Annotated in this window: 10 protein-coding genes; 5 read left to right on the top strand and 5 right to left on the bottom strand. The window is 62.5% G+C overall.

Going from position 1 to position 12,134, the window contains the following annotated elements; translation table 11 throughout:
* Positions 1 to 69: 69 nt before the first annotated feature.
* From NKH21_RS15865 to NKH21_RS15850, 4 genes are all read right to left on the bottom strand, one after another.
* Positions 70 to 1,314 carry an ABC transporter substrate-binding protein gene (locus tag NKH21_RS15865; RefSeq protein ID WP_352866058.1) on the bottom strand — a complete coding sequence of 415 codons (1,245 nt, stop codon included), beginning with the start codon at positions 1,312 to 1,314 and terminating at the stop codon, positions 70 to 72.
* Between the two features lie 123 nt (positions 1,315 to 1,437).
* A complete protein-coding gene (locus NKH21_RS15860) occupies positions 1,438 to 2,583 on the bottom strand; it encodes an ABC transporter ATP-binding protein (protein ID WP_352662148.1) in 1,146 nt (381 codons plus the stop codon).
* 89 nt (positions 2,584 to 2,672) lie between these two features.
* Positions 2,673 to 3,623 carry a PfkB family carbohydrate kinase gene (locus NKH21_RS15855; protein WP_352866055.1) on the bottom strand — a complete coding sequence of 317 codons (951 nt, stop codon included), beginning with the start codon at positions 3,621 to 3,623 and terminating at the stop codon, positions 2,673 to 2,675.
* Between the two features lie 3 nt (positions 3,624 to 3,626).
* Positions 3,627 to 4,427 carry a beta/alpha barrel domain-containing protein gene (locus NKH21_RS15850; RefSeq protein ID WP_352866123.1) on the bottom strand — a complete coding sequence of 267 codons (801 nt, stop codon included), beginning with the start codon at positions 4,425 to 4,427 and terminating at the stop codon, positions 3,627 to 3,629.
* 162 nt (positions 4,428 to 4,589) lie between these two features.
* Between NKH21_RS15850 and NKH21_RS15845 the strand changes: the two genes are divergently transcribed.
* The 3 genes from NKH21_RS15845 (at position 4,590) to NKH21_RS15835 (ending at position 7,799) form a co-directional block, all read left to right on the top strand.
* Positions 4,590 to 5,351, top strand: a complete 762-nt coding sequence (locus NKH21_RS15845) for a DeoR/GlpR family DNA-binding transcription regulator (RefSeq protein ID WP_352866053.1) — start codon at positions 4,590 to 4,592, stop codon at positions 5,349 to 5,351.
* Positions 5,352 to 5,618: 267 nt separating this feature from the next.
* Positions 5,619 to 6,767, top strand: coding sequence for a Gfo/Idh/MocA family protein (locus tag NKH21_RS15840; RefSeq protein ID WP_352866052.1), 1,149 nt, complete (start codon positions 5,619 to 5,621; stop codon positions 6,765 to 6,767).
* 18 nt (positions 6,768 to 6,785) lie between these two features.
* Positions 6,786 to 7,799, top strand: a complete 1,014-nt coding sequence (locus NKH21_RS15835) for an alpha/beta hydrolase (protein ID WP_352866050.1) — start codon at positions 6,786 to 6,788, stop codon at positions 7,797 to 7,799.
* Here NKH21_RS15835 and NKH21_RS15830 read toward each other — a convergent pair.
* Positions 7,759 to 8,781: a LacI family DNA-binding transcriptional regulator gene (locus tag NKH21_RS15830; RefSeq protein ID WP_352866048.1), complete on the bottom strand. Its 1,023-nt coding sequence runs from the start codon at positions 8,779 to 8,781 to the stop codon at positions 7,759 to 7,761. The genes NKH21_RS15835 and NKH21_RS15830 overlap by 41 nt on opposite strands.
* A gap of 265 nt (positions 8,782 to 9,046) precedes the next feature.
* Here NKH21_RS15830 and NKH21_RS15825 point away from each other — a divergent pair, with 265 nt between their 5' ends.
* Together NKH21_RS15825 and NKH21_RS15820 are read left to right on the top strand one after the other, a co-directional pair.
* On the top strand, positions 9,047 to 9,997 hold the full coding sequence (locus NKH21_RS15825; protein ID WP_352866045.1) for a sugar kinase: 951 nt from the start codon (positions 9,047 to 9,049) through the stop codon (positions 9,995 to 9,997).
* A complete protein-coding gene (locus NKH21_RS15820) occupies positions 9,994 to 11,280 on the top strand; it encodes a D-tagatose-bisphosphate aldolase, class II, non-catalytic subunit (protein ID WP_352866043.1) in 1,287 nt (428 codons plus the stop codon). The genes NKH21_RS15825 and NKH21_RS15820 overlap by 4 nt, the downstream gene beginning before the upstream one ends.
* The last annotated feature ends 854 nt before the right edge of the window (positions 11,281 to 12,134 follow it).

The raw sequence follows: 12,134 nt of genomic DNA, 5'->3' as shown, positions 1-12,134 counted from the left end.
GTTGTTGCCGGGAGGCTTGCCCGAAGTCAGGCCCCCCGGTCGAAGATCGAAAACGAAGAAACAGGCCGATCAGAATTTCGCCATCCAGCCCTTTTGAGCGTTGGCCGCGGCTTGTTCCGGAGACTGCTCGTCGGTGAGCATCTTCTGCGCTTCCACGTCGAACTGGGTCATCAGGTCTTCCGCCACCGGCAGGCCCGTGAACTCATTGGCAAGATAACCGGACTTGAAGATTTCGAAAGCCTTGCCGAAAGCCTTGTCGGAGGTCACGAAATCGGGCTTGGCGTTGACGTTGCCCGGGAAGGCGTTGGCCAGCGACACCAGTTTGGCGTTCACCTTTTCACTCATCAGATATTGGACGAGGTTCCAGGCTTCCTCCTGATGTTTCGAGGCCGCAGAGATGCCGATGCCCCAGGAGGCGTAGGGAAGGCCGCGCTTGCCGTTGTAGTTCTTCACGACCGGGACCGGGATGAGATCGAAGTTCAGTTTGGGATTGCGTTTGCGGATGAGGTTCACATGCGCAAGCGAGTCGATCATCATTCCGACCCGATCGTTGACGAATTCCTCGACCTTTTCCTGCTCGGTCTTGGTGGCGATGCCGGGCGAGATGACGCCGGCGTCGTTCAGCGATTTGACGAAGGTGAGCATATCGACGACCGGCTTGCCCTCGAGAGCCGGCTTGCCGTCAGCCATCATCGATTGACCCGATGCCCAGACCCACGACATCATGTCGTTCTGGACACCGGACGGCGTTTGCAGCGACAGGGGTAGCACCCAGCCATACTGGTTCTTGTCGGCATGCGTCATCTTCTTGGCGGCTTCGAGAAACTCCGCGCGCGTCGACGGCAGCTTGGTCACGCCTGCCTCGGCGGCCAGGTCCATGTTCACGAAGACCGGATAGACGAACGAAGCCACGGGAAACATCACCGCCTTGCCGTCCACCTTGATGATATCCGCGACCTGACTCTTGTCGAACCCGCTCGCATCCATCATCGGGTTCATGTCGGCCAGCGCATTCTGCGCGTTCAAATTGTTCACCCAGGCGCCGTCGAGGCCAACGACGTCGCTAAGCGTTCCGGTTGCAGCACCAACCGAGATCTGGTCTCGCGTGGTCGCATAGGGGCCGCTGACCAGCGTCACCTTGATTCCGGGGTTTGCAGCCTCGAAGTCATTCATGATCGCCCTGAGCGAGCCGGCCGGCAATTCGGGTTCCCACCATTGGGTGAATTCCAGCGTAGTATCCGCCATGGCGCCGGTTGCGCCAAGCAACCATGCGGCCGCGGCTATTTTCAGCATCGCGGGTTGTATCCGAAACATCACTTTCTCCTCCTTCTTCAAGATCGACCGCACAATGCGGCCGATCGTCTGGTTTATTCAGAAGTCTTCTTGCGAGTATCTTTCGCAGGCGCCTCGCTCTCGTCTGCGGTCTGCTGCAGATATTCAGATCGCCAGATGCGTCTCGGGATCGAAGAAATGGAACTTGGCATCATCCACGGCCAACCCGATTTCCGAGCCGGAGTGGACGGCGCTGATCGGCTCGAATCTCGCCACCGCGTTCGATGCCAGGCCAAAATCGTCCACCGCGTCCGGATCGCCGGAATCCACCCGGACCGCGTCGATGTTCAGGTGAACGATATGTTCAGAGCCGAGTTCTTCGATCGAAGTCACCTTTGCGGGTATCGTCTGATACTTGCGACCGGATTCGAGGCTGCTGTCATAAAGATCCTCCGGTCGTATGCCGAACACGACCTTGCGCCCCGCATACGACCTCAAGCCCGGCCTGCGCACGAAGGCTGCATCCTGCAGCCGGATGGCGAAGGTGCCGGAAATCAGTTCGTCGCCGGTCAGGGTCGCCTCGAAAAGGTTCATCGAAGGAGAGCCGATGAAGCCGGCAACGAAGGCGTTCACCGGCGATTCATAGAGCCTCTTGGGTGTGTCGACCTGCTGCAGCACGCCGCCTTTCAACACCGCGACCCTGTCCCCCATCGTCATCGCTTCGGTCTGGTCGTGGGTCACGTATATGGTCGTGACGCCGAGTTGCTTTTGCAGACGGGTGATTTCGGCGCGCATTTGCACGCGCAGTTTCGCGTCCAGATTGGAAAGGGGTTCGTCCATGAGAAAGGCGGCCGGCTCGCGCACCATAGCGCGGCCCATGGCAACCCGTTGACGCTGTCCGCCCGAAAGGTTCGCGGGTTTGCTGTCCAGCAAAGACGTCAGCTGAAGGGTTTTGGCGATCTCGTCCACGCGCTTCTTGCGCTCGGCCTTCGGCTTGCCTGCCAGCCGCATCGAAAAGGCGATGTTTTCGAATACCGTCATATGTGGGTAGAGCGCGTAGCTCTGGAAGACCATCGCTATGTCGCGGTCCTTGGGCGGCATGTCGACGACGTCGACTCCGCCGATCCGAAGGCTGCCGCTGGTGATGTCCTCCAATCCCGCGATCATTCGCAATGCGGTGGATTTGCCGCAGCCGGACGGCCCGACGAGAATCAAGAACTCGCCGTTCTCGACCGATAGGTTCAATTGGTCGATTGCGCGAAAATTGTTCCCGTAGGTTTTGCAGATACTCTCAAGAATGACTTCTGCCATCTTCCTCCCTCCACAAGTATAAGCCACTGATTTTACAATTGTTCTCGGCTTATGTTCACCTCCGAAATATTTCCTCCGATAGCCTCAGGCTATGTTCCAGTATCGACATGCGCATTTTTCAGTTCGACTGCTGACGGCGCGTTCGTCGATGCCAGGAGCTCCGTGACCTGGTCGTCGGTCGGAAGCGCCTCGCGCCCGCCACGCCCCGCTATCGAAAGGGCGGCCGCCGCGGCCGCGAATGCCACCCGGCCTGCGGTGTCGGCTCCGCGCGTCAACGCAAGGGCATAGGCGCCATGAAAGCAGTCACCCGCGCCGGTCGAGTCGACGACCACAACCCGGTGCGGGGGCAAGTGCCAGAGACCTGTCTCTTCACGCCCGCGATAGTACACGCCCCTCCCACCATCGGTCAGAACCACGGCGGACCGCGACGGCAACCATAATGCCTCGAGCATCTCGGCGGGCGATCGGCACCCCGTGGCAGTCCGCGCAAAGCCGAGTGGAAGTATGAGATGGTCGCAGAGTGCGATCAGCCGCTCCGTGGCTGGGCCGCTGCTCCATTCGATATCGCCGAGAATCGCAAGGCCGAGATCGCGAGCCCGAGCCACGACATCCAGCGACCGGATCGCGTAGCTATCGACGATCAGGACGGTCGCGCGGCTGAGGATATCGTCCGGAAAGTCGGGAGCGGTGCCCAGCATCGCATCGTCGTCATACGCGATGAACCGTTCCCCGTCCGAGCCGACGGTGATCCGTGAGCGCACCGGGCGCGCGTCGGGATGGCGCGGCGCGAATGCGGTTTCAACACCGCTCGCAACGAGATCGCGCAGCACGGCGTCGTCCGCGGCACTGCCCAGCCATCCGACGAACCCGGCGGTCCCGCCGAGCCGCGCGACTGCGGCCAGCGCCGTCGCGATATTTCCCCCAAAAGCGCGGGCATTTTGCAGGACCTTCCCCTTGCCCGCCGACAACGGCTGATCGACATAGACGATGTCGTCGATCGCAATAGCGCCGAAGCCGAGGATCGGGGGGACGGTGGGCATCGTTCAGGCACCCGCCTTCGCCAGGGCGTCTTGCGCCGAAAGGCCGTCATGGATGACGCCGCGAAAGGCAAGCGCTGCCTTCTCCGGATCGCCATGCCCCCAGAGATTGCGGCCCACCACCGCACCGCGTGCGCCGGCACGGATTGCGTCCGCCGTCTGCTGAAGCGCGCCGAGCAGCGTATCGGTCTTCGGACCACCCGCGATCACAACCGGCACCGGGCAGGTCCGGACGGTCTCTCGGAACGACTCGAAATCGCCCGTGTAGCCGATCTTGATCACGTCGACGCCCGACTCGTAGCCGATGCGCGCCGCATAGGCGATCTCGTCGGGGGTGAAGACGATTTTTGCTCCATCGCTGAAATCGCGAGGGTAGATATGCGCCACCACAGGCATGCCGTAGCGGGCCGCTGCATTTACCGAATCGGTGAGCCAGCGTATGTATTTGCCCTCGGTCGCGCCGCGCACCGGAATGGCCACGGCCAACGCATCGGCCCCGGCGCGCACCGCATCCTCAGGCGTTGCGATCAACTCGCTGATGCGATCGTCCGGAGTGAAGCAGCCCGCCTGAATCACCAGGGAAGCCTTGCCCGCATATTGCGGCCACAGATGGCGCGCGGTGCCAGGCTGGATGCTGACGTAGTCGGGTCTGCCCGCCATGACGCGTGCAAGCGCACCCGGCAGGTCGGCGAGGCCGCCTTTGCGCACGTCGCCATAGCCGACGAAGTGGTCGACCGCGCCGCCAAAAAGGTTCCCCGATGGATGCGAGAAGAGGCGCGCAAGACGCACCCTGGTTCCTAGGCTCATGAGTGCAAAATTCCCCAATCGTTTGATTTCAAAATCCTGGATCCAGTGTTTCCGAAAGAAACAAGAAAAACAATCTTTCGAAAGCTTTCGAATTCGCGTATTTTTGGTAAGGTGAGCCAAGGCCAGAGCGGTTGCTTGGCGCAGGGAGGCAAAGGCAGGGCAATGTTGTCGGAGCAGAGACGCCAATCGATCCTGGGTGAGGTGCAACGCAGCGGACAGGTTCGCACGAAGGACCTGTCAAACGGGTTCGGCGTGTCGGAAGTCACGGTGCGCTCCGACCTCGAGATACTGGACCGAAAGGGACTACTGACCAAGACCCGTGGAGGGGCGGTGACCCGTACCACCGATTCGACTACGGCCGCGTTCGCCCGGCGGATGCAAATTAACCTCGACGCAAAGAAGCGCATCGCCCGGGCGGCGGTAGACCTGTTCGAGGACAACCAATCGGTCATCTTCGACGGCGGCTCGACATTGATGCAGCTTGCCATGCAGTTACCGCCGCTCAGCAATGTCGTGGTCGCGGCCACGGCCATGAATATCGTGCAGCATCTTATGCATCGTCCCGGGCTCGACGTTCATATGATCGGCGGCCGGGTCTATCCCGACACGGTGAGCACACTGATCACCGATGCCGATACGGCTCTCGGCGGCTTGGTAGCGCATCAGGTCTTTGTTGGAGCGCATGCGATAGACTCGTCACTGGATGTGGTCGACGTGAACGAAGACATGGCGCGAACGAAGCGAAACCTCGTTCGCATGGCCCGGCGCGTTGTTCTCCTTGCCGATTCGAGCAAATGGGGCATCAGCGGGACCTCCAAGGCATTTTCGCTGTCGGCCGTCGATGTGGTGATCACCGACGATGGCCTGCCCGGTCCAATACGCAGCCAGCTGGATAGGACCAGGGTCAAGGTGATCTATGCCTGAACCCGTCTCGGTCCCTGCCCGCGACGGAAAGATCCAGTGCGCGCATGAGCCACGGGATTCGCATCGGCCGTTGGCCGGCTTTCATGTCAGTCATGTTCTCCTCCTCAAGGCTGGCGGCCTCCAATGCTGCGCCAGCGTTTTCACATGCTCTATAAGAATTTTACGCGCGTCAATATTTAAAATGTTGTATAGCAGCTTTCGACTATGAACCGTTGCTGACGCAAGGGTGCAGCCAGGCCATGACCGCGTTGGGAGGTACGATCTGAAATGCACGGAAAATCAAAGACAAAGCTCGGCATCGGCGTCATCGGATGCGGCAACATCTCGATGACCTATTTGCGCAATGCGGCTCTGTTCGGCGGGGTAGAGCTCAGCGCCTGCGCCGACATTTCGGCCGATATGGCTGCGCTGCGCGCCAGGGAGTATGGCATCCGCGCACTCGGCGTCGACGCGCTGCTGGCCGACCAGGACATCGACCTTGTTCTCAATTTGACGATACCGGCGGCGCATTTCGACATTTCGCTTTCGGCGCTTTCAGCGGGAAAGCACGTCTTTACCGAAAAGCCTCTGGCGACGTCGGCCGCCGACGGCCGCCGGCTGGTCGAAGAGGCGAGGGCGCGCGGGTTGCAGCTCGGCTCGGCTCCAGACACCTTCCTCGGCGCTGCCGGACGGCGGGCGCGCCGGCTGATGGACGAGGGTGCGATCGGCTGCGCTGTGACCGGCACCGCGTTCATGATGGGGCGCGGCATGGAGCACTGGCATCCCAATCCGCAATTCTACTATCAGCCCGGCGGCGGCCCCGTCTTCGACATGGGCCCTTATTACCTGACGATGCTGGTCAACCTGCTCGGCCCGGTCGAGCGCGTCATGGCGATGGCGACGCGCGGCCAGGAGGAACGGCTGATATCAGCCGAAGGTCCTTACAAGAACACCAGCTTCAAGGTCGGCACGCCGACCACCATTCTGTCGCTGCTGCAGTTCCGCTCCGGCGCCACCGTCACCTTCGGCGCCTCCTGGGACGTGTTCAAGCACTCCAACCATCCGATCGAACTGCACGGCACCGAAGGCTCGCTGCGATTGCCCGATCCCGACACATTCGGCGGCACAGTTTCACTCTCGGCGCGCGGCGACGACTGGGCCGATTTCGCCAGCGAGGCCGAACTCTACGGTGCGCGCAACTGGTCCTATGTCGCACCCGACCGCGCCAACTACCGCATGCTAGGCGTCGCTGATCTTGCGCGGGGGCTGGCCGATGGGCGCAAGCCCCGCGCCTCCGGCGATCTGGCGCTGCATGTTCTGGAGATCATGGAGGCGATCCTGGCATCGGGCGAAAGCCGCGGCTCAATTGCCGTCAATGGGACCGTCGACCAGCCGCCGCTGCTCGGCGAGGACGAGGCGGCAGGTCTGCTTGCCTGACGAGGAGGGAGATCCATGATGAAATCGCCTTCAGCGCCGTCCCTGTCCCCACTCGACCCGGAAGCCCGGCATGTGCTCGAGCTCGGCCGGCAGGCCGACGCCTTGCCATTCGAGACCGGTACACCGCAACAGGCACGCCGTGCCTACGAAGAAGGCCTTCCGGACCAGCAGGGTGAGCGCGAGCCGGTGGCTTCGGTCACTGAGCGCGCCATCCTTGGACCCGGCGGTTCGCTGACGCTCAGGATCTATCGCGGGCAGGACGCGCCTGATGCAACTGCCCCGGCGCTGCTTTACCTGCATGGCGGCGGCTGGGTGATCGGCAACCTCGATTCCCATGACGAGATCTGCCGCTGGTTCGCCAATATGGCGGCTTGCGTCGTCGTTTCGCCCGCCTACCGGCTGGCGCCGGAGCACAAATTCCCGGCCGCGGTCGAGGATTGCCGCGCCGTGCTCTCCTTCATGCAAGAGGCGCCTGGCGATCTCGGCATCGACGCTCGGCGCATTGCCGTTGCCGGCGACAGTGCCGGCGGCAATCTCGCCACGGTGCTTAGTCTTCTCGCGCGGGGCGATCCTACTCCGTTGACCGCGCAGCTGCTGTTCTATCCCAACACTGATGCCGCGCAGACGGCGGACAGCTATCGCCGCTTTGCCGAAGGTTTTGGCCTGACCGCCTCGACCATGGCGTGGTTTCGTGATCACTACGTCCGCTATGCCGCCGACTTCGACGACTGGCGCGCCTCGCCACTCAGGGCGGAGAGCCTCGCCGGCGCGGCGCCAGCCTTCGTCGCCATCGCCGGTCACGACATCCTCGCCGATGAAGGCGAGGCCTACGCCGGGCGTCTGCAAGACGACGGTGTGCCGGTCGTGCTGCGGCGTTGGCCAGGCCAGATCCATGGTTTTGTTTCCATGGGCCGCCATGGCACGGCAGCGCGACAGGCCGTTGGCGCTGCGGTCGCCGCATGGCGCGGCTTCGATCCGGCTTTTGGGAAGATCAGGCCGACTGACGCATCACCAGCGTCGCATCGAGACTGACTTTGGGTGCGACCGCCGTGTCGTCCTTCTCAAGCAGCGCCAGCAGCGTCTCGACGCTGCGCCCGGCCATCGAGGCGAAGTCCTGCGCCATGGTGGTGAGGCCGGGGCAGGTGTAGCGGCTCAGTGGATGATCGTCATGGGCGGCTACCCGCAGGTCGCAATCGCCCTTGCGGCCGATCTTGAGTCCGCGCGCATAGGCGGCGGCCATCACGCCAAAGGCCAAGCGGTCATTATTGCATAGGATGGTCTTTCCCGCCAGGCCGCCATTGTCGAGCATCTTTTCCGTCTGCTCGTAGCCGATCCGTTCGAAATCCCAAGTGTAGTCCTCGGTGTTGCCGATGACGACCGGCTCATGCCCGAGCCGCTTCATCGAGGCGACATAGCTCTCCAGCCGTTCCGGCGAGTTGTGGTTGACATGCGGGATGTCGAAATAGACCGGGGCGCCGCCGGACCGGCAAAGATAATCGACGATGGTCGAGACGCTCTGCGCGTTGTTGTTGCCGACGAACGGCGTCCCGCCTTCGAGATAGGTGTCGAAATAGACGACCGGGATCGCCTGCGTCAGCTTCTCCAGCGTGCGGTGGTCCGAGCGCACGCCGAGCGGCGCGATCAGCGCGCCGGAGACTTTCAGCGACAGGATCGTTCGCGTTGCCTCTACTTCGAGTTCGCGCGAGCCGTGCGAGGAGATCACGATCGGCCAGTAACCCTCGTCGCGCAGCCGGAGTTCTATGCGGCTGACCATCTCCGAATAGAAGGGATCGGCCACCGTCGGCACCATGATGCCGATGCTGCGGGTACGCTTGCGGTTGAGGTTGCGCGCGAACAAATTGGGCTGGTAGTCGGACAAGCGCAGCGCTTCCTCGATGCGCTTTCGCGTCGCCGCCTTGACGCTGGTCGGATCGTCGAAATACTTCGACAAAGTCGGCCTGGAGACGCCACAGGAGCGGGCGAAATCCTCCATCGTCTTGTGCTTCATCGCCACCGATCCCCCGCCTTTCGGAAACCTCGTTCCTTATGCTGCCCGCCACCTGCTTACGGTGCGCCGGCGTGCAACCGCAAGCCAAAATTTTACAGAAAACTCCAGCCGTTTCACGCGTATAATAAAATTATTCCACGCGCAAATTTTTAATTGACGCAAAAAAGTGCAAGCCGTATTGACTCTGGATGTCGGTTGCCGCCAGGCACAATTGTGCGCGACTGAAGTCCGCAGTCGGACTGGGGCGAAACGCCGGGAGGAATTCCGCCAGATGAAGAAGCTGGTCTCAGCCGGCGAGATCCTCGTCGAGATCATGGCCGAGCGTATCGGCCAGAGCTTTCTCGAGCCGGGCCCGCTGCTGGGGCCTTATCCGTCCGGCGCGCCCGCCATCTTCATCGGCCAAGCCGCAGCGCTCGGCCAACCCGCCGGCCTGATCGGCGCGGTCGGCGACGACGATTTCGGCCAGTTGAACATCGAGCGGCTGCGGACGCTGGGAGCTGACGTGTCGGCGATCGCGGTTCACAAGGGCCACGCGACGGGCACCGCCTTCGTCACTTACCGGGCGGACGGCAGCCGGCACTTTGTCTTCAACATCCGCAACAGCGCCGCCGGCTTGGTCGGGATCGATGCCGCTGCGACAAGCATGCTTGCCGGCACCGACCATGTTCATCTCATGGGCTCGTCACTGTTCTCCGACCGCGCCACCGATGTCGCGCTGGCGGCGATCCAAACGGTGAAGGCCAAGGGCGGGACGGTGTCCTTCGACCCCAACATTCGCCGCGAGATCATGCAGGCCTCCGGCATGCGCGCAGCGCTCGACCAAGTGCTCAAGGAAACCGATGTCTTCCTGCCGAGCGGCAGCGAACTGTTCCTGTTTTCTTCGGCCAGCGACGAAAAGGGCGCGGTCGATGAACTCCTGCAGCGCGGCGTTTCCTGCGTCGTCCTCAAGAAGGGCGCCGACGGCGCCGCCTACCACGACCGTCACGGCACGGTGGCCTTGCCGGGCTTTGCCGTCAACGAGATCGATCCGACCGGTGCCGGTGACTGTTTCGGCGCTGCCTTCGTCTCGTTCTGGCTTCGTGGTGCTGCACCCGCCCAGGCGCTCAGGATCGCAAATGCCTGTGGCGCGCTAGCCGTTACTCGCAAGGGGCCAATGGAAGGTATCTTTCCGTTAGCCGAGGTTGAGGCTTTCGCAACCATCGCCGGAAAGGGCCAGCCATGAGCGCCGCGACGCAGAGATTTGCCAGCATCGCGGTGAAGCGCGCCGCGGGTGAGAAAGGCGGCATCGCCTCGATCTGTTCGGCGCATCCGCTGGTGATCGAGGCCGCGTTCCGCCACGGCGCGTCGCGCGGTTCCGAGGTGCTGATCGAGGCGACCTGCAACCAGGTCAATCACGAAGGCGGCTACACCGGCATGACGCCCGCCGGCTTCCGCAGCTTCGTCGAGGGCCATGCGCAAAGGGCCGGCTTTCCGCTCGATCGCCTGATCCTCGGCGGCGACCATCTCGGTCCCAATCCGTGGAAGCATCTTCCTTCCGCCGAGGCGATGACGAAGGCGAAGGCGATGATCGACGCCTATGCCGGCGCGGGCTTCACCAAGCTGCATCTCGACACCAGCATGGCTTGCGCCGACGATCCCGCCCCGCTTGCCGACGAGATCATCGCTGCCCGCGCCGCCGCGCTTGCGGCCGTCGCCGAGGCGGCGGTCGAACGCATTGGCGGCGAGAAACCGGTCTACATCATCGGCACCGAAGTTCCGGTGCCGGGCGGCGCGCTCGAAGCGCTCGACCATATGCATGTCACCGAACCAGATGATGCCCTGCGGACCGTCGAAATCCACGGACAGGCATTTTCGCGCGCCGGCCTCGACGGTGCCTTTGCCCGTGTGGTCGGCGTCGTCGTCCAGCCGGGCGTCGAATTCGGCAATGCCGAGATCATCGCGTACGCGCCGCGGAAGGCGACGCAGCTGGTCGGCGTGCTCGGGCGCATGCCGCAATTCGTCTTCGAGGCGCATTCGACCGACTACCAGCCAAACGAGGCGCTTGAGGCTCTGGTGCGCGACGGCTTCGCCATCCTCAAGGTTGGACCCTGGCTCACCTTCGCGCTTCGCGAGGCATTGTACGGGCTGAGCCACGTCGCGGACGTGCTCGCGCCAGACCCGTCCCGTGAAAGCCTGCCGGCGGCGATGGAGCGCGTCATGCTGGCCTCGCCGGACAATTGGCAGAAATACTATCCGGGTACGCCGGACGAGCAGCGCGTGCAGCGGCACTTCTCCTTCAGCGACCGCATCCGTTACTACTGGCCGACGCCCGACGCACAGCACGCGACACAGACGCTGCTGGATTTTCTGGGCGGCAGGGACATTCCCCGCCCTTTGGTCAGCCAGTATCTGGGGCAACTCGATGCCGACGTTGCGGCAGGTCGGATCGAGCCCGTCGCGCATGACCTGCTGATTGGCAGCATCACCCGTGTCCTCGATTCCTATGGGCGTGCGACGTTACAGTAGCGCGGATCGTCCTACATTCGTCGTTGCAGGGGAGCCGCGCCCGGAGGACGCGCGCGTGATCTAGATGTGCGCTCAGCTGACACACGCGGAGGCTATGCCGGACCTTCGAAGGTGGGCTGCCGTTGGAGGCAGGGCATAGCCAATTCGATGGTGAGAGCATCGCGGAACCATACGGAACGATACGGGAATACTTCTGATTTTGGCCCACGAAAAACCCAATCAAATCGACGTTTCTAGCACATCCTCCGGGCCCACCATTATCGTTATTTATCAACGACTTAGAAAAATTTTTTACCTCGGTTAGGCATTGGCGAACCTCCATCCTGGAATTGATTTTGTTGATTTATGGTGGCTACCGAGGACTCGGTGCACCGAGGTGGAATGGACCGTAGGCGCCAAGAGGCGCGCTGAGATCAAAAGCTCGATCGCGATAGGTCTGAAGCTTCTCCTGGCTAGCGGTCCACTAGCGCGCGGCTTGCATCGATTGGTGGGGCAAAGATTGGCTGCTTCCTAGTGCGAACCTCTTGAGTGTCTGTCTGGAATGACCGCAATGGCCGACAGGGGAATGGCGGCTTGTGGCGTCTGAAGAAAGATGGCGGACATTGAGCCCGGCAGGACCAAGGTCTGGAGCGACCCTCAACGGTCCTTCTGACGGTTCCGGCGGAATGGCCGCAATGCGCGGCTTGCGGACACGGCCGTGCCCGCAAGCCAAGGGGCAGGAGCAGCCCATTGCAGGATCGGGCCCTTCAAGGATCGCTGAGCGCTAGTGGCGCTATTGCGCCGCTTCCGCGAGCTGTCGGCAATACTGTGTAAGCCGACGCGTATCCAAGTTGGTCACGCCGAGCAGGAGCCCC

It is taken from the genome of Mesorhizobium sp. M1329, from assembly GCF_040318035.1.
Lineage (GTDB): Bacteria > Pseudomonadota > Alphaproteobacteria > Rhizobiales > Rhizobiaceae > Mesorhizobium.
The sequence above is the reverse complement of the archived record's forward strand: the minus strand, read 5'-3'. Positions and strand labels throughout refer to the sequence as shown.